The sequence below is a fragment of the Tessaracoccus bendigoensis DSM 12906 genome (assembly GCF_900141915.1).
GTDB classification, from domain to species: domain Bacteria; phylum Actinomycetota; class Actinomycetes; order Propionibacteriales; family Propionibacteriaceae; genus Arachnia; species Arachnia bendigoensis.
On sequence record NZ_FQZG01000035.1, the window covers coordinates 1 to 16,967 of the forward strand.

The 16,967-nt window shown below is 65.2% G+C and carries 20 protein-coding genes and 1 tRNA gene; 7 read left to right on the top strand and 14 right to left on the bottom strand.

Going from position 1 to position 16,967, the window contains the following annotated elements; genetic code table 11:
• Window positions 1-180: 180 nt before the first annotated feature.
• Both BUC15_RS10350 and BUC15_RS10355 read right to left on the bottom strand, forming a co-directional pair.
• Window positions 181-2,175: an ABC1 kinase family protein gene (locus BUC15_RS10350; RefSeq protein ID WP_073187909.1), complete on the bottom strand. Its 1,995-nt coding sequence runs from the start codon at window positions 2,173-2,175 to the stop codon at window positions 181-183.
• Window positions 2,176-2,218: 43 nt separating this feature from the next.
• Window positions 2,219-2,770: a maltokinase N-terminal cap-like domain-containing protein gene (locus tag BUC15_RS10355; protein ID WP_073187912.1), complete on the bottom strand. Its 552-nt coding sequence runs from the start codon at window positions 2,768-2,770 to the stop codon at window positions 2,219-2,221.
• Window positions 2,771-2,831: 61 nt separating this feature from the next.
• On the opposite strand from BUC15_RS10355, the gene der reads away from it, so the two are divergent.
• The gene (gene der / locus BUC15_RS10360; RefSeq protein ID WP_425443351.1) at window positions 2,832-4,163 is read left to right on the top strand and encodes a ribosome biogenesis GTPase Der; all 1,332 of its coding nucleotides are present in this window, start codon (window positions 2,832-2,834) and stop codon (window positions 4,161-4,163) included.
• 65 nt (window positions 4,164-4,228) lie between these two features.
• Here der and BUC15_RS10365 read toward each other — a convergent pair whose 3' ends face one another.
• A complete protein-coding gene (locus tag BUC15_RS10365; protein ID WP_073187918.1) occupies window positions 4,229-4,792 on the bottom strand; it encodes a dihydrofolate reductase family protein in 564 nt (187 codons plus the stop codon).
• Window positions 4,793-4,902: 110 nt separating this feature from the next.
• Here BUC15_RS10365 and BUC15_RS10370 point away from each other — a divergent pair, with 110 nt between their 5' ends.
• Window positions 4,903-5,544, top strand: a complete 642-nt coding sequence (locus BUC15_RS10370; RefSeq protein WP_073187991.1) for a class I SAM-dependent methyltransferase — start codon at window positions 4,903-4,905, stop codon at window positions 5,542-5,544.
• 76 nt (window positions 5,545-5,620) lie between these two features.
• Window positions 5,621-5,694, top strand: a tRNA-Pro gene (locus tag BUC15_RS10375).
• Between the two features lie 338 nt (window positions 5,695-6,032).
• On the opposite strand, the gene BUC15_RS10380 is transcribed toward BUC15_RS10375, so the two are convergent.
• From BUC15_RS10380 to BUC15_RS10435, 11 genes are all read right to left on the bottom strand, one after another.
• Window positions 6,033-6,659, bottom strand: a complete 627-nt coding sequence (locus tag BUC15_RS10380; protein WP_073187920.1) for a recombinase family protein — start codon at window positions 6,657-6,659, stop codon at window positions 6,033-6,035.
• Window positions 6,660-6,790: 131 nt separating this feature from the next.
• A complete protein-coding gene (locus BUC15_RS10385; RefSeq protein WP_139280209.1) occupies window positions 6,791-7,360 on the bottom strand; it encodes an HGGxSTG domain-containing protein in 570 nt (189 codons plus the stop codon).
• Entirely contained in the window at window positions 7,353-7,601 is a 249-nt protein-coding gene (locus BUC15_RS10390) for a hypothetical protein (protein ID WP_073187924.1), read from the bottom strand. The genes BUC15_RS10385 and BUC15_RS10390 overlap by 8 nt, the downstream gene beginning before the upstream one ends.
• Window positions 7,598-8,221, bottom strand: a complete 624-nt coding sequence (locus BUC15_RS10395; RefSeq protein ID WP_073187926.1) for a hypothetical protein — start codon at window positions 8,219-8,221, stop codon at window positions 7,598-7,600. The genes BUC15_RS10390 and BUC15_RS10395 overlap by 4 nt, the downstream gene beginning before the upstream one ends.
• Window positions 8,218-8,607 (bottom strand): WhiB family transcriptional regulator, encoded by a 390-nt coding sequence (locus BUC15_RS21250; protein WP_084189505.1) that lies wholly within the window; start codon window positions 8,605-8,607, stop codon window positions 8,218-8,220. Before BUC15_RS21250 ends, BUC15_RS10395 begins: the two co-directional genes overlap by 4 nt.
• A gap of 64 nt (window positions 8,608-8,671) precedes the next feature.
• Entirely contained in the window at window positions 8,672-9,958 is a 1,287-nt protein-coding gene (locus tag BUC15_RS10410; RefSeq protein WP_073187934.1) for an AAA family ATPase, read from the bottom strand.
• Entirely contained in the window at window positions 9,955-10,257 is a 303-nt protein-coding gene (locus tag BUC15_RS10415; RefSeq protein ID WP_139280210.1) for a hypothetical protein, read from the bottom strand. The genes BUC15_RS10410 and BUC15_RS10415 overlap by 4 nt, the downstream gene beginning before the upstream one ends.
• A gap of 98 nt (window positions 10,258-10,355) precedes the next feature.
• Complete coding sequence (locus tag BUC15_RS21085) at window positions 10,356-10,625, bottom strand: helix-turn-helix domain-containing protein (RefSeq protein WP_342741726.1); 270 nt, start codon at window positions 10,623-10,625, stop codon at window positions 10,356-10,358.
• Between the two features lie 240 nt (window positions 10,626-10,865).
• A complete protein-coding gene (locus BUC15_RS10425) occupies window positions 10,866-12,026 on the bottom strand; it encodes a tyrosine-type recombinase/integrase (RefSeq protein WP_217652200.1) in 1,161 nt (386 codons plus the stop codon).
• Between the two features lie 596 nt (window positions 12,027-12,622).
• Window positions 12,623-13,306, bottom strand: a complete 684-nt coding sequence (locus tag BUC15_RS10430) for a maleylpyruvate isomerase family mycothiol-dependent enzyme (RefSeq protein ID WP_084189508.1) — start codon at window positions 13,304-13,306, stop codon at window positions 12,623-12,625.
• Window positions 13,307-13,317: 11 nt separating this feature from the next.
• On the bottom strand, window positions 13,318-13,950 hold the full coding sequence (locus BUC15_RS10435; RefSeq protein WP_073187941.1) for a mycothiol-dependent nitroreductase Rv2466c family protein: 633 nt from the start codon (window positions 13,948-13,950) through the stop codon (window positions 13,318-13,320).
• Between the two features lie 81 nt (window positions 13,951-14,031).
• On the opposite strand from BUC15_RS10435, the gene BUC15_RS10440 reads away from it, so the two are divergent.
• From BUC15_RS10440 to BUC15_RS19505, 4 genes are all read left to right on the top strand, one after another.
• The gene (locus BUC15_RS10440) at window positions 14,032-14,466 is read left to right on the top strand and encodes a MarR family winged helix-turn-helix transcriptional regulator (RefSeq protein WP_073187944.1); all 435 of its coding nucleotides are present in this window, start codon (window positions 14,032-14,034) and stop codon (window positions 14,464-14,466) included.
• 970 nt (window positions 14,467-15,436) lie between these two features.
• Complete coding sequence (locus BUC15_RS19500; protein WP_073187946.1) at window positions 15,437-15,973, top strand: hypothetical protein; 537 nt, start codon at window positions 15,437-15,439, stop codon at window positions 15,971-15,973.
• Window positions 15,974-16,031: 58 nt separating this feature from the next.
• On the top strand, window positions 16,032-16,544 hold the full coding sequence (locus BUC15_RS21255) for an amidase domain-containing protein (RefSeq protein WP_073187949.1): 513 nt from the start codon (window positions 16,032-16,034) through the stop codon (window positions 16,542-16,544).
• 9 nt (window positions 16,545-16,553) lie between these two features.
• Complete coding sequence (locus tag BUC15_RS19505; RefSeq protein WP_139280212.1) at window positions 16,554-16,955, top strand: hypothetical protein; 402 nt, start codon at window positions 16,554-16,556, stop codon at window positions 16,953-16,955.
• The last annotated feature ends 12 nt before the right edge of the window (window positions 16,956-16,967 follow it).

A 16,967-nucleotide genomic window follows, 5' to 3' on the forward strand; every position in this document is an offset into this window, starting at 1 on the left:
TTCCCGTCGACTTTCGGTCCCCGGTCGGGGTCGGGTTCCTGCACAAAGTCTCGGTGTCTCAATCTCAAGAATCTGTGGCCAGGATTCTGCACCGTGTGCCAGGTGGTCGTCACGCCTCGTTCGTTCCTCGCCAGGCGGCTCAACCGACGCACGGCCGGGCTCAACCTACGACAAGGTGGCTCAATCGACCGGACCGCGGCCGAACACCATCGCCACAGCCCTCAAAGAGAGCATGAAGCCCGCGAACGCCAGCAGCGCGCCGAGGAACGAGAACCAACTGAGGCCCGGCATCAAGCTCGGTCCACCGGGGGCAACGAACAGCAAGATGCCGCCCAGCACGGCCGACCCCGACAGCACCGCCACCACCAACTGCTGCACCAGGCCGCTCAGGTAGGACCGATCGTCGGGGTGCGCCACGGCCCGCACGTTGACGCTGAAGCTGCCCCGCTCCAACTGCTCGGTGATCTTGCCGATCTGACGGGGCAACGCATCGACCAGCGGCAACAACCCGACCGCCCGGTTGACCAGTTCGTCCTTCAAACCGCTCACCCCACCATCGGCAAGCGACGACTTTCCCATCGTCCTGGCGGCTGCCACCAGATCCAGACCCGGGTCGATGAGTTTCAGGCTGCCTTCGAGCGCCCCTAGAGAACGCATGGCCGCCGCGAGCTGGGGTGGCACCGTGAAACCATGCCGGATGACGATGGCGAACAGGTCGGTGAACAGGTCCAGGCTGCCAGACCCGGAGCCGAAGCCGGAGCGGAAGCGGGTGATCAGGACCCCGATCTCACGCTGCAACGCACGGTCCTCGAGATTGTCCGGCCTGTCCAGCAGGGCGATCATACAGTCGGTGGCGAGGACGGGGTTGTCGGCGTCGACCGCCCACAGCAGCAGCCCGAGTGTCCGACGAGTGGGGGAATCGAGTCGGCCGACCGAGCCGAAATCCAGCAGGCCGACGCTGCCGTCGCGCCAGATCAGGATGTTGCCGGCGTGCAGGTCGGCGTGGAAGATGCCCTCGCCCACCATCTGTGCCAGCACCGCGTTCAACAGCCGGGATGACGAGGCCCTGCGCAACTCACCTGGCATCTCTGCGAGCAGTTCCGAGGCCTTTCCGACGGGGGTGCCGTCGAAGCGTTCCATGACGATCACCCGCCGTCCGGAGAGGTTCTCGTGGACCTCGGGGATCCGGATGCCGTGGCGCCCAAGCGACGCGCGCAGAGCCTCCATGTTGTCGATCTCCACGCGGTAGTCGAGTTCCTCTGCAAGGGATGCCCCGAAGCCCTCGACCAGTTCCCTCAGCCCGAGGGCCTTGGCCTGCGGGGAGTTGCGGTGCCACATGTCGGCCAGCCTGCCCAGGATCTCGACGTCCATCGTCATCTGTTCCTCGGCGCCCGGTCGCTGTACCTTGACCACGACCGATGACCCATCGGTCAGCGTCGCGGAGTGCACCTGCGCCACCGAGGCCGACGCCAGCGGCTCTTCGTCGATGTGAAGGAAGAGTTCGTCAAGGGGCTTGTCGAGATCGGCTTCCAGGGCGGTGCGCATGGTGCGCCAAGGCAGCGGGGAGGCGTGGTTCTGTAGCTTGCTGAGCTCTCGGATGTAGACCGGCGGCAACAGGTCCGCGCGGGTCGAGAGCATCTGGCCGAGCTTCACGAAGGTCACGCCAGCCTCTTCGAGGGCCAGCCTCAGGTTCTCCGCCATCGAGCGGTCATTCCTGCGCTTGTGGTCGAGCAGGCCACGCAACTGTGCCCCGAGGCCGTATTTCGTGGCGATCGCGAGGATGGCGGAGTAGCGCCTACCCCGGCGGTACCGATGCCCCCAACCGAACAGAAGTTGCCGCAACGGCGGCAGGCTGCCGGTCGGTACGACCATCTCGAGACCGACGAGGATGGCTGAAGCGATCGCGAAGGACCACAGCACCACGAGCCCGAGGTAGGCCCAGGCGCCGGGGGTCGTCACCTGTTGTTGGGTGATGACACCGTCGGTGACCATGCGCTGCAGCAACGCCATGAGGCCGAAGATGGTGAACATGCCGACCAAGAAGGTGCGGGGCCAGCCGACGCGCACGCCCAGCACCCGCCGCAAGGTTCCGGCGATGAGCCAGGTCTGGAGGAACAGGAACCCGACCGAAAGCAGGAAGCTCAGCAGGCCACCCAGCACATCCAATACGAACATGGCTCGACACTACTGGCCCGCGGGTCTGCCGGAGCCGTAGCCGTCAGCCCAATGCGACGATGGCGCGCTTCCCGTCGGCCCATTCGGCCACGATCGCGGGCCCCTGGGGGTCGACCGGGCCAGTTGCGAGACGCCGGATGATGACGAGGTCGGCTGGCTTCACCAGGCTCGGCTGCTCGGCCGTGACGACGACCGGGGGAGTGCGCACTTCGACGAGTTGCTCGGCCTCGTCGAAAATGTTGAGCACCGCTTGCTCCTGTTCTCCTGAAAGGGCACGCAGGAAGCAGTCGACGGCGACGGGGTCGTGGGTCGCGTCGTAGACCCAGCGCTGCCCCAGCACCGAGTGGTGGAGCGTCGCGATCAGATGCTCCTCGGCACCTTCGAGCGGGGCATCGCGGTAGGTCACCGGAATGTGGAATGCCTCCCCGCCCCTGATCGCGATCAGCCCCTCGACACCTACCTTGCCGTCGGGATCGTCGTAGCGGTACCCGCCGATGAGGTCGATCGGGCCGCTGCCCCACCCAAGGAGGTCGAGGTAGGACGTGACCAGTTGGAGCTTCGTGGGGTCGAGAGTCGCCCGGTGCAGGATCGCCATACCGCGATCCTAGGTCCCTACCGATAGCATGAGTTGTCCGTCCCAGCCTGAGGAGCAAGCAGTGACAGAGACAGTCAAGCCGATCGTCGCCGTCGTCGGCCGACCCAACGTCGGCAAGTCGACCCTGGTCAACCGCATCCTCGGACGTCGCGAAGCCGTCGTGCGGGACACCCCTGGGGTGACGCGCGACCGTGTCAGCTACGACGCCAACTGGAACGGACGCGAGTTCGTGCTGGTCGACACGGGCGGCTGGATCTCCGATGCGAAGGGCATGGCCGCGCAGATCGCCGAACAGGCTGAGATGGCGATCGCCACCGCAGACGCTGTCCTCTTCGTGGTCGACGCCACCGTGGGCACCCTTGACGAGGACGAGGCCGTCGTCCGGGTGTTGCGCCGCTCGAAGAAGCCGGTGGTGCTGGCCGCCAACAAGGTCGACGACCAACGCCACGAGGCGATGGCGGCCACCATGTGGAACCTCGGGCTCGGCGAACCGCACCCCGTCTCCGGGATGCACGGGCGTGGCTCCGGCGACCTGCTCGACGCGCTCTTGGACGCCCTGCCCGAAGCTCCACGGGAGTCCGAGGATGAGGACGAAGGCCCGCTGCGCGTCGCGATCGTCGGCAAGCCCAACGTCGGCAAGTCGTCGCTGCTGAACAAGCTCGCGGCCCAGCAGCGCGTCGTGGTCTCCGACATCTCCGGCACCACCGTCGACCCGGTCGACGAGATCGTCGAGGTCGGCGGACAGGTTTACCGGCTGATCGATACAGCGGGAATTCGCCGTCGAGTCAAGGAGGCCAGCGGGCACGAGTATTACGCCAGCCTGCGCACCCAGGCGGCGATCGAACGCTCTGAAGTGTGCATCATGGTGGTCGACGCCTCTGAGCCGATCACCGACCAGGATCTCCGCATCCTGGGCTCGATCGAAGAGTCGGGCCGGGCCCTGGTGATCGCGTTCAACAAGTGGGACCTCACGGACGAGGAGCGGCGCCGCTACCTCGACCGCGAGATCGAGCGTGACCTCATCGCGTGGAAGTGGGCCCCCACCGTCAACATTTCGGCGTTGACCGGCCGCAACGTCGACAAGCTGAGCAAGGCCATCGAGACGGCTCGCGTCGGCTGGGAGACGCGTGTGTCGACCGGCAAACTCAACGCCTTCCTCGGTCGCCTGGCCGCGGCGCACCCGCATCCCCTTCGGGGCGGCAAACAGCCTCGCATCCTGTTCGGGACGCAGGCCCACAACTGCCCGCCGACCTTCGCGCTGTTCACCAGTGGGCAGATGGACGATCCGTACAAGCGGTTCATCGAGCGACGTCTGCGTGAGGACTTCGGCTTCGAAGGATCCCCGGTGCGGGTCGAGATCCGGCCGAGGGCGAAGCGCTCGGAGCGTTCCTGACCCTTGGGTGTGGTGGCACCAGGTCTTGGAAGGCTGGACGTGAGCCCCGCTGGCGTCCGAAGACGTCAGCCCGGGGGGCTCTGTAGCACCGTCGGCCGGTAGTCCAGGATCTGGATCCGGCCGTCAAGGGTGCGTGACTCCAACAGTTCGAGGGCGACGTCGGGGAACCCGTCGTAGATCCGGTCGCTCCCTGTCGCCCCGGTGATCACCGGGAAGATGCCGACGCGGAAGCGGCCGACGAGGCCCTCTGCCAGCAGCGACCGGCACAGAGTGAGGCTTCCCAGGGTGCGCAGGTTGACGCCCGACTCCAGGAGGTCTTGGACCGCGATCATCGGTTCCTTGTCGATCAGGAGGGTGTTGGGCCAGTCGAAGGGCTCAAGCAGGGTGCTCGACACGACGTATTTCTGCATGCCCGCCAACGCTTCGGTGCCGGGCTCTCCCGCTGCTGCCAACTCGAACATCATCCGGTAGGTGTTGGCGCCCATCAGGAGGGGCCAGTGGTGTTCCGGCTGTGATTCGAGCCAAGCGAGGTATTCGGGCCCCTCCCGCCCCCAGAGCCCGGGCCAGCCGGTGGCGGCGCCATACCCGTCGAGGGAGGTGATGAAATCGACAAGCAGAGTTCCGTCCATCCCTCGACGTTACTCTGAGTAGTTCAGACAAACCAGACCTGTGTCGCTCCCATGACATGAGGCTGAACTGGCGATAGGTTGGCGGCTGAACCGGGCGAGGGAGGGTGGCGGTGCACGGACACGAGGAGACGCAGGCCCCGAAGGAGTACTGGGAAGGCCGCTACGGGGGCGAACAGGTCTGGTCGGGGGAGGTCAACGATGTCCTGGCAGACATCGCGGCGACCCTCACACCCGGCGACGCCCTCGACCTCGGCTGCGGCGAAGGAGCCGACGTGATCTGGCTGGCGGAGCGCGGGTGGCGCTGCGTCGGCGTCGACATCTCCGAGGCGGCGCTGGCCCGGGCTAGGCAGGCGGCCGCCGGTCGGGGCATCGGGGGATACCGCGTGGGATTCGTGGCACACGACCTGGCCGACTTCGAGCCGTCGGCCACGTTCGACCTGGTCACGGCCAGTTTCCTGCATTCCAGGGTCGAGTTGCCGAGGCGCGAAATCCTGCGGCGCGCAGTCGGCTGGGTGAACCCGGCTGGCTCGCTGCTGATGACGGCGCACGCGGCACCGCCGCCGTGGGCCGACGAGGCCCGAAAGCGGGCGTTCCTGCCCGTCGATCCGGAAGGGGAGATCGCCGGCCTGGACCTGCCGCATGGTGCGTGGGAGACGAGGCTCGCGGAGATCCGCCTGCGCAAGGCGGTCGGTCCCGATGGGGTGGAAGGCGAGTTGGAGGACTCGGTGGTGCTGCTGCGTCGACTTGTTTGAGCCAGGGGAGCCCACCGGTTGGACCGCGGGGTCGATCATCGGCTAGAGTTCCTTGGCGGGTCGGAAACGACCCGGGCGGGCTGTAGCGCAGCTTGGTAGCGCACTTGACTGGGGGTCAAGGGGTCGCAGGTTCAAATCCTGTCAGCCCGACAAGTGAAACACCTTGTCACAGAGGTTTTGCATCCTTCAGGGGGGCTAATGCATCCCCCATGCATCCTAAGGTCGGCATCTACGAGGTGCCCTCGATCTGCAAGCGAGCATGGGTGTCAACCCTCGCGCCTGCGCCGCTCCTCCGGGGCGATGATGAAACGGGATGGGCCTTCCACTTCAAGGCTCGGCATTGCAAGGTGTGCAGGGCGATGCTGGTTGCTTATCACCGGCGCATGGGCCGGGAAGTCGACTGATCCCGAAATTACAAAGTAACAATTATCACAGGGGTATAGGGCAGGCCGGGTTGTTACGTCGGGCTGCCCGGCGGGGGAGTCGCGTTACCGGCTGAGCACCTGGCGCACGGTCGAGGCGTGCCACGTCTTGCCCGTGGCGGTGGGCGTGCCGTCGTCGTTGAGAGCGCGCGCGATGCCTGCCAGCGTGCCGCCACTGGCCTTCATCGAGCGGATGCGCTCGACGGTCGAGGGGTCGAGCTTGGAGGGGCGGCCCATGTGCTTGCCCGTGGTGGCCTTGATCTTGGCCATGCCCTCGCGGGTGCGCTCGCCAATGCGCTTGCGCTCCATCTCGGCGAACGTGCACGTAACCTGCGCCATCGCTGCGCCGGTAATCGTGGTGGTGTCGACGCCTAGATCGAGGCAGACAAGCGCCCAGCCCTGCCGGGTCGAGGTTTCCAGCAGCCCGGCAAAGTCGACCACGGAGCGGCTCAGGCGGTCGAGCTTGGAGACGGCGAGCACCTGGGCGCGGCCGGCCTTGAGCTCGGCGAGAGCAGCCTGCAGCACGGGGCGGCTCATGTTCTTGGCGCTTGCGGCTTCCTCGCGGTAGATCGTGAGGTTCCATCCCTTGGCGCGGGCCTCGGCATTGAGTGCAGCAATCTGCACCTCGGGGCCAATGTCCTGCTTCGACGTCGAAACTCGGACGTACCCGATCACGTTCTTGGTGCTGCTCATGATCCCATCATACACAAAGGGTTCCCATTATATAAGCACTGGGCAAGGAAACGGCCCGCCGGGTGATCCAGCGGGCCGCTCCGAGTGTTCTTCGTCCATGGGGTCAGAGCGGGGCGCTTTCGTCCATGGGGTCAGATGAGCCCTTCCTCCATGAGAGCTCGGCGCATGGCCTCCGGGAACCGCGCCTCTTGCTGCGGAGTGAGCTCCAGCAGCGTCATGGCGTGCTCGACCACCTTGGCCAACGTCTCGGCCACCTCCTTGCTTGGCCGCTCGGCCTCAAGGCGTAACGCTTCAGAGTCAAGTCCGCGTGACCACATCTTGTCGGCGATGGCTGCAACGTCTCGCATGGCTTGGACGTAGACGGATACGACGGCCTTCACTGACTCGGTGCCGAGTTGGTTGAAGCTCTCCCAGTCGGAGAGTTCGTTGAGCTTGGCGCGGGCCAACTCCTTGAAGGCGCGAGCCTCCCCGGCGAGGTCGGCGAGCAGCAGTGCAGGGTTCGTTACCGGGTCCCATCCCATCTGCTGCAGGTCGCCCTGCAGGCGTGCTCTCAGCACGCGCTCAGCAGCCTTGGCGCGGGCAGCCTTGGACGCTCCGCCATGGTTGCGGCAGCGAGTGCCTCCCCGGATCGGGGGTTTCTTGCACTCGCCGCCGTTGCGCGTCTTTGCTCCGCAGCGCACGAAGTCGAGTTCACTAGCCATTGGGAAGCTCTGGGAACTCGCCCCGCAGACCGGCGACGTAGGCCAGCAGTCGAGCGCGCAGAGGATCGTCCTGGTCCTCGGGCAGCGCCGCGAGGATGCCCTCGATCATGCCAGCCATCTCCTGGCGCTGGCTCTCGGTCATCTTGCGCGGCTTGCTCGGCTGGCTCATGCCGTCAAGGCTACGGGTCACATTGTCAGCGAGCATGTCGAGCGAGCGCTCAAACTCTGGTCCCCACATCATGCGTCCCATCCAATCTGAGTGCCGCCCAACACGAACTCGGGCTTGCGCGGCAAATTGAATGCGCGGGCCACTTCCATGCCTTCCCAGCTCACGACGTCAGGGCTTTCCAGTGCGGCGAGCTGCTGATAAGCCTCGGCCTTGTCGGGATGATCGTCGAGCCAGCTCTTGGCGGCGAGCAAGTCCTCGGGCCGGCCGGCCTGCTCGGCGACGACGAACACCGCGTGCTGCTGCAGAATGTCGCCCGTGCGCTTGGCCGTTGCCATGAGCGCTGCCAGCCTCCCCGTATCCTCCTGGGCCGCTGCCCGCTCGGCGCGGTCGAGGGCGTCGCGGTAGGTGCCGAACAGGGAGCCGTTGACGGCCGGCGGCGAGTAGATGCTGCGGCTCAGTCGCTCCATCTCGCCCTGCGATGCGGCGCGGTGCTGCTGCTCAAGGTGGCGCAGCGTGGCCTCGGCCTCGCTCCATGCCTTGTCGACGGCCTCGCGCTTGCCGTCTGCCGAGAGCAGGGAGTCGTCTCTCACCGTGGCGGCGAGTTCCTCAAGGCTCTGCCGCGTGGCGAGTGCCTGCGTGATGTAGTTGTTGGTCATGGTGGAACCTCCGTTGTTGTGGGTGTTGGTGGTCATGGTTGTTGCCTCCTAGGGCGGTTGTTGGGTCGAGGTGTTCGGTCGACGCCTCCCCAGACGCCGTGGCGCTCGTGAGCACCGGCGGCGCGGCAGGCGTCAAGGACGGGGCAGGACGGGCACCAGGCGGCCGCCGTGGCGCGGTCGTCGGGGTCCTCGGAGATCGGCAGGGTCGAGCCGTGGCAGGGCACCGGGCGCCCGTCGGCGGTCAGCTCTCGGAGCTGCTCAGCGAGCAGGCGATGGGCGGCCAGAGCGGCCGGGCTGAGGCGGCTCACCGGGTCACCCCCGCCAACCACGGGCAGGTGGGATCGTGAGCCACGGTCACGACGTAGACTCCCGTCTCTGGGTCCCGGCCGTGAATGGTTGCCTCGGCGCGGCAGTCGTTGCACCCGCCCGGCACGGTGCGGCCTTCCAGCGCGTCGAGGCCGGGGTTCTGGCGGGCCTTGCGGCGGCTCACCGTCCGGCCTCGCATCCGGGGTGGGTGTGGAGTCCGTCGGCCGTGAGGGCGGGGTCTATGGGCTCAGAGCAGGTCTGGCACTTCTCGGTAGGTTCGTCTTCCAACGTCCCGAACCTGAACCTCCCCTCTATAGAGGGAGGTTCGGTAGGTTCGGAGGGTACCGGTTCGGCAGGTTTCGGTAGGTTCGGCACCTTCGAGGGATTCAACCGGTAGAGCTTGCCACCACCTCGGCCGGAACGGGTCTCTTGGAGCACGTCCCCGGCTTCAACGAGGGCCGTTCGGGCGGCAGTGAACGCGGCATCCTTCCGGCCGGCCAGCTCGCTGAGCTCCTTCCCGCTCAACCCCTCGGTGTGTTCGGTGAGGAGGTCGAGAATCTGGCGGCGTCCTTCGTCGCGCTGGCGCTGAACCGCTGCCTGTCGGCGTCCTCCTTCGAGGTAGGTCAGGTGTCGCGTGTCGGGGTCGAACGTCAACTCCCCTTCGTCGAGGTCGACGTCTCGGCCCTCGGCGCGGAAGTACCGGCGGCGGTTGCCGTCGTCTCCCTCGGGGTCGCGTGTCATGGTCCAAATGGCGTCGGGCCAGTCCTCCAGTGCCGACGAGCCGCGGGTGCGCTCCCCGTTCCAGCCGGCGTGAGCAGTCAGCAGCAGATCCCGGGCTCCCACCTCGGAGCGCACGAACAGGTCGAGATCCGTGAGCCATCGGGACACCTCCCCGGCGTTGTTCTGCTCGGCGCCGTTGAACGCCCGGCCAAACGGGTCGACAATCACCGACTCGACACCACGGGCGCGCAGCATGGCGGCCAGTCGCGCCCGGTCGTCTTCGTGGTGAAGGGGGTTGCGTCGGCCTCGGAGGTTCACCAGGTGGCACCGGTCGCGCGGCACCCCCACGTCGTCAAACCAGCGGGCGAGCTGGGCGCCTGACACCTCGTAGTTGAGCACGGCCACATCACCGTCGAGGGGTCGAACATCGAACCGGCCTAGGAACGGCTCACCGGTCAGCAGCGCCCGCCCGTAGTTGCCGCTCATCGTCGTCTTGCCCGTCTTGCGCTGGGCTACCAACAGGATGCTGGCATCCGATGGCGCGAGCTCTTCGATCCGCATGGGCGGCTGAGCCGGGCGCGCCAGAATCTCGGCCAGGGTCCCGGCGTCGAACGGGTCCTCCGGTCCCCGGTTCTCGGCCGCGAAGATCCGCCGGGCCTCGGCCGCGATCCGCAACCGGCGCACCTCCCGGTCAATGTCGAACGCGTCGACGGGCTCGTGGTCGTTGGTGTCGAGGTACTCACTCACCGGGGATCACCCCCGATGATGGCGACGACGAGCGCGGCCAGGTCCTCCCCGATCGCGTTGGGATAGCGGCGCAGCAGCTCGGCGTGTTCGCGGCAGGCGGCGGCCTGCTCGGTGAGCCGTGCATACCGCTCTGCCAGGTCCTCGCGGGTGGCCTGCCCGTGGAAGTCCCCGGGCTTTGGGCGCGCGTTCTCGAGGTCCTCGGCGCGCTTGTCCCAGATGCAGGGCAAGGCGTCGGCAATGGCGTCCTCGAACATGCGGACGGCGAACTGAGAGACGCTATCGACGACGGCAGGCGCCAAGCGAACGGCGCCGTTGTCGCGTAGACTGTGGGTGTCGCCAGCAAACGACTTGTGAGCCGCCTCGGGTCCCCACCCGGGGCGCTCTTGCGTTATGGCGGTCACCGCCGGCGGCCCGTGCCGGTGGTGCGGGCGTTGGGCATGGCCTTGGACTCGGCCCACGCGTCGAGCTCGGTGACCTTCACGCGGAGGGCCTTGCCGAATCGGTAGCCGGTCAGCTCTCCGTTGGCCATGGCGCGGCGCAATGTGCGCTCGCATAGGCTCACCCGTTCGGCGGCTGGTGCAAGGGGTACCCAAACGGGCGTCGGGGGATGGGTTGGCTCTGTTGCGGCCACTGTGAATCCCTTCGGAAAACACAGAACCGAGCGCACGACGAACTCATCTTGGGTTCGTGTGCTGCTCGGTTTCCCATGCGGGGCTGCCGGATTGCTCCGGCAGTCAGGCCGTTAACCCTGCTCTAGTGGGCTCGCTCTTTCGTAGATGTTGGGGCTGGCGCCGTGCGGCCCCTCGTCCCAACTCGTCCCATACCCTCAGGCTAGCTGCTGGTCCTTCAATTGTGCTTCGATTGAATCACAACCATGTCATTCAAGTCAAATCCAGACCGGATAGGTCTAGTGCGCGCCGTTCGCCAGGTCCGACAGCCTGCGGGCAATCTCGGCGTCACGGTCGTCTGAGGCGTGCTGATATCGGATGGCGGCGCCCACGGTCGAGTGGCCTAGGCGGTTCATCAGCTCGGCCAGGGTGGCACCGCTGCGGGCGGCCATCGTCGCGCCGGTGTGGCGCAGATCGTGGAAACGTAGATCCGGGCGGCCGGCGATGTTGCGGGCCCGCTTGAACACCTTGTACATGCTCCCGTGATGCAGGTGGGCGCCCTCGGTGTTGGGGAACAGCAGCCCGTCGGGGCCCGGCTGGGCGTAGGTGTCGAGGTGGTGGCGCAGCATCGGCAGCAGGTGCGGCGGTATCGCCACGTCACGCACCCCGGCTTCACTCTTGGGGGTGCCGACGACGGGGGTGCTCGCGTTCGGCCAGGTCACCGCGCGCCGTACCCGGACCACGCCGGCGGCGTCGGTCAGCTCAAGATCCTTGCGGCGCAGCTCGGTCAGCTCACCGAAGCGGAGCGCGCACCATGCCGCCATCATCACAAGGGCCCGGTACCGCTCGGGCAGGGCCAGCGTCAGCGCTTCCAACTCGGCCAGCGTCGCAGGGCGGATGGCCTTCTGGCGCTTCGAGGTCGACGCGCCCCGGATGCGGCAGGGGTTCATGCCTATCAGCTCGTCGTGCGCGGCCGTGGCGAACAACGTCCGGAGCATCGAATAGAGGTGCGCCCGGGCGGAGCGCTTGGAGGGGTCGAGGGTCTGGTACCACGTCTTGATATCGGCGCTGGTGATCTCGCGGAGCTGGGCATCCCCGAAGTACTCCACCAGGGTGGCCAGCAACTTGGCGTACTCGGCGCGCGTGCGGGGCTTCAGCTCACGCTCACGTAGCCATGTCGCGGAGTACTCCCGGAAGCTCAGCGGCTCAGGCTCGGCGGGCGCGGCGGGCTTCCAGCGGTATTCGAGCAGCTCGGCGTGCCGCATGTCGAGCCAGGCGCCGGCGTCGCCCTTGTTGTCGAACGTCACCGGGGCTAGGTGCCGGGCGCCGTCCTTGCCGACGTAGCTAGCTTGGTACCGGCCAGAGCGGAGCTTCATCACCTTCCCGAATGAGCGACGCTGGCGGGTCGTCTCGGCCGGGGCGGGGGAGGGGAGCGGGGCTGGGGCCCCAAGGTGGGACACCTCGCGGAGTGGAACGACGTTGCTTGCAGCTCTGGCCATGGGTGGGCTACCCAACTCTCTGTCAGTCCGGATCTTGCATCCTTATTGCATCCTAAGGAATGTGAGCTACAGTGTATATCAGTCCGGATGAGTCAAGGATGCGAGCGCCGACAGTGACGCGACACACCTAGTCAAACGGGCATCACACCTAGATAGCGGCGTAATGGCCAGGGGTGACGCTGGAAGATTCAAATCCTGTCAGCCCGACCAATAGAAGGCCTTGTCAGACCGATAACCGGTCTGACAAGGCCTTTTCCCACGCCAAATTCATTAGAATCGCCTCGTTGCGACGACATCGAGGTGACTGGAACGCCCTCGCGACAGCCGCGAACCGCTCGTGGAAGCCTGGTGCCCCCGCATCCGCGTCCCCAACAAGCGGAACGTACCTTAAGGACTTGAGATCCCGGTGTTGGTTCACCGGTGAACCAACACCGGGTACTTAAGCGGCTCTTCGCAACTGAGCTCGATATTTCGTTTCGCCCCCTACGACCGTCCGGCACTGGCGCTGGGCGGCGCGTCGGCGATCGCTGTCCTAGTCGTGAACGCCTTGGTGTGGGTCAAGCGGGTTTGTGGGATGCCGCGCGGAGGGTTTGGGCGCCTTCGCCGGCGAGCTGGTCGAGGGCGGCGGTGCGTCCGGTGAGCAGCAGCAGGAGGGCGCCGATGGGGCCCAAGACCTCCGGGCCGTCGCCGCGGTTCCAGTCGGTGTCGGTGGCGGTGAGGTGGTAGCCGTCCAGGGGCAGCCGGCGGAACACCATGGATAGCCGACTGCGGCGGGTGTCCCAGCGGCGGGTTGCGGCGGTCGCGCTCGCGGCGGGGGACATCTCGAGTTTGAGATGGAGGGGCAGGGCGATGTCCTGGCTGTGGACCAGGATGTCGGTCAGCGTCTCCAGCGGGGTGACGAACGCGTTGTGTCGCCGCGACCCGGTCGTGGCCTTGATCCGGGCGATGATCTCCTCGGTTGGGAGCCGCGACTGGATCAGCGCCGACTCGTGGATCACCCGGTTCAGGGTCGGGTGCCGCAGCATGCTCGGGTGGTGGGCGATGAAGGCCGCCACGTCACGGATTCTCTGCTGTTGCAGCGTCAGGTGGGCGGCAACGTGCCGAACCGTCCAGCCCTGACACAGCGACGGGTGGTCCCACTGTTGTTTGGTGAGCTTCCCCAGCAGGTCAACCGTCCGCGTTCGCTGGTCGTCGATGCCGGCCCAGAGGGCATCCATCTCGGTTGATGTAATGGTGATCATCTGATCCTCCTTCAGGTGAAGATTGGTGGGTGCACGCGGGTTCGCTTGAGCTCGAAGAATTCCGGATAGCCAGCGAGTAGCCACGCCCCGTCGAAGACACGGACGGCGTCGTCCCCGCGGGGTATGGCATTCAGGACGGGGCCGAAGAACGCGGCGCCGTTCATGTGGATGACCGGGGTTCCAACTTCACCCCCGACTGGGGCGACGCCTGCCTCGTGACTCAATCGGAGGGCCTCGTCGTGCTCGTCTGACTCCATGGCGTCCTCCAGGTCCACCGCAAGGCCTGCCTTGGGAAGCGCCGCGCGGATCGCCTCGCGGTATTCGGACGCGGTGGGGTGCCGCCACCGGTCGAAGACCAGTTCCCCGAACGCGGTATAGAAGCCGTCGAGGACCTCCTCCCCGAACCTCGTCGCCGCAGCGGTCGCCACCCTGGACGGCCCTCGGGAGGCATCCACGACCCGGCGGTACGCAGCGGTGATGTCAGTGCGGTGTCTGTTGAGTAGGTAGAGGCTCATCACATGCAGGCGAACATGCAGCGGTCTGCGCGCCTCGACCTCCCGGAGCCAGCGTGACGCAGTCCACGAGTAGGGGCACACGGGGTCGAACCACAAGTCGACGACCGTCGCGTCGCAAGTCGCGGTCATGGCATCTCCTCATCTCACTAGGATGGTCCTATCATCGAACCATTATAGTTCGATGTAGGGACTTTATGAAGGGGTGGTCTGATGAGTCGGGAACTGCCGACCAGCCTGCTGATGTTCATCGCCTCGCGTGCAGCCGCTGGCCGGATCTTCACGGTGGTCCGGGAGGCTGGCTTCGATGACGTCACGATGGCCCAAAGCCGGTTGATGATGGGCATCGATGCCGACGGCACCCGACTCAGCGTTCTTGCCGAACGTGCCCAGATCGCCAAGCAGACGGCCACCGCACTGATCGACAGGCTGGAACGGGCCGGCTACGTCGAGCGCGTGCCCGACCCCACCGATGGCAGGGCACGCCTGGTCCGCATGACGGCCCGCGCCGAGGCCGCCCTCCCGATCGCACGCGACGAAGAGGAGCGCATTGAGGCCGAGTGGCGGGCCCACCTCGGCCCGGATCTGATGGACCAACTCCGCACGGCCCTTACCTCACTACGAGAAATCACTGACCCGCACGGATAGCCAAGATGCTCGGCGAACGTCGCTTCACGAGCGACGTCGGCGTTGGCCGGGTGAGTGGTCGCCGCCCGAACTCGTGCTGACTGATCAAGCGTCTGCGGACCATCCTAGGAACCGGTTGTTGGTTCACCGGTGGGCCAACAACGGGTAGTTAAGCCACTTGTCAAGCCCACATCTTGGAGCCGCAGGGCCCGCAGCGACCAGCTCGCCGCATCCGCACCGGGCGTGTTCGCCATGGCAACCTTCTACCTGCGGGTCCGGTCTTTGGATCTCGCAGGAGCGGGTTTGGTCAGAGGCTCCCCAGGTGTTTGCCTGCCTCACGGATACTCAGCGGTGCCAGCCGCTCCCGGTGTCGCCCGACGAAGGCGCGCACCCACCCGGGGGTGTTGGTAACGCTGCTGTCACCAGCCCCAATGCGACTGCGATAGTGGCTGACTATAGAGCACTTGTCGGGGGATGTGGGGCGAGTTGGTCGAGTTCTGGCTCTATCTCACGGCGTCAAAGTCAGCGGCCGTCCCGGTTGCATGCAAAACCCCTCCTCCCCCGTCAAGCGGTGGTAATGGTACCGTCAGCTGCCGCAATGAAGGTGTTGACGCTGCAAGGCCCATCCCGGTCTCACACTTGACAGGGTGCTCGGCTTCATCTTCTCCGCTACGACGACCCCGGGTGGCGGATCTGCAGCAAACGATCCTCCAAACCGTGCGGACGGACACAGCACGGCGCTCCACCCAGTCACCAAGAGCCCTGAAAGTCAGTTTGTGGACGGCGCTTGAATTCTGGTCAGTTCACGACAGGTCGACAGCAAGCCCATCGGATCGGGACGAAACTTCGCGCCGCACGTTGAGCGCTTGAAGCTTCGCGTATTGCTGCGGACCGGGGAACGGTGTGGTAGACAGAGGCCAAGGGGGTGTTGTCAACCTACAGGAGGAATGGACCGATGGATGGATATAGACCCCGACATAGTTCTCATCGAGTGCTAGCGACGCTGCTTGCTGTGGGCGTTGTTGCGGCGGTCGCCGTCACAGGCGCGCGAACAGCAACTGCCGAGGTGTTGGACTTCGACGCGCTGGCCTTGGAAATTGAGCAAATTTGGGAAGGCCAGTCGAGTTCTCGGTTTGGCACCGCTCTGCCGTCCACTGTCGCGGAGAACGTATTGGCGTCTCGTGCGAACTACGTGTCGCAAGGGTTCAAGGTCCTTGATGCAGGGATCAAGGTAGAAGACTTAACAGACGGCGTATGGGAGGTCCACACTGAACTGTCGCTATCTGACGCGGGAAACGTCTCAACGGCTGCATGGAGCGAATACTTCAGCAATGAGGCGACCAACGCGAGATCCGGACCGCGTGACGTGTCGGTGGTCTCCGATGAAGAAGCCATGGCAGTAAGTGGAAAGGTCTCGTCCGAACCGAGCTTGGCTGAGATTGGGGAAAACTGGGAGCCTGCAACTGACCCCAGCTCTGATGTCCGCCCCAATAGGATCGTCGTTGAGGATTCGGCTAAGCAAGGCTAAGCAAGAGGTCCAACCTGGGACGAAGGCACGTACTCTCCCAGCGCTGAACTACATCGCCATGAGGGACTACGCTCTGACGTGGAGCAAGACAAGCACGATGAGCGCATGGTATGGAGATGCAGGGAACAATTGCGCCAACTTTGCTTCTCAAGTTTTGAATGCTGGCGGTTGGCCAGCGCACCGGGACTACGTTTGCAGTAGCGAGTCGATGGATAACTGGACTCATAAAAACAACGCTCTTCCATGCGTCTTCTTGTCCCGCTACTCATATACGTGGTCAAAGGCGCACAATCAGCAGTCTTGGATGATCGAGCGTGGACATAAATGGAGACTGCCAAATATCTGGGAAGCCCGTTTGTCCGACTACTTATACGTCGATTGGGACCCAAACAATGTGCCAGATGGAAAAATCGACCACGTCATGGTAGTTACGGGACACGCTACAACGACTGGCGAGCCCCGAATATCTCAGCAATCATCGCCACGCAATAATATACTGCTCAGCGAATCTATTCGAATCGCCAAGAGTCAAGGAAAGAACACAATCCATTGGTTCGGGCTCATAACGTAGGAGGAGGGTGTGACGGAGTATGCGGAGACAAATTGGGCGCTAGCGACCGTAGTAATGTTCGCTGCGCCGGTCATTGTCTCGATAGTGACTATCGCTGGCTTGGTTGCGCTTCGCCGAAGCGGTCTTCGAAGCTGGTATGTCATAGTGGGAAGCATTGCCGCACTGGTGGTGGTGCTTACGATCATGGCCTGGGCACCGACCATCTCTCAGCCGTCAGGGATCGAATTGTCCTGCGATGCGGCTTTTGAAGTAGCGGCGTTTCAAGCTACGACAGGAAATGTGTTTCCCGAGTGGGCAAGGGTATGCAAAACCGCTGGATTGCGACATCTCTTGGTTGCCGTCTTGATCTCGGTGATCTGGGGAGTAGTGATTGTCTTGATCGCTCGTGGTCGTAGACTGGCGAGCCGCTGATAGCCAAATCCA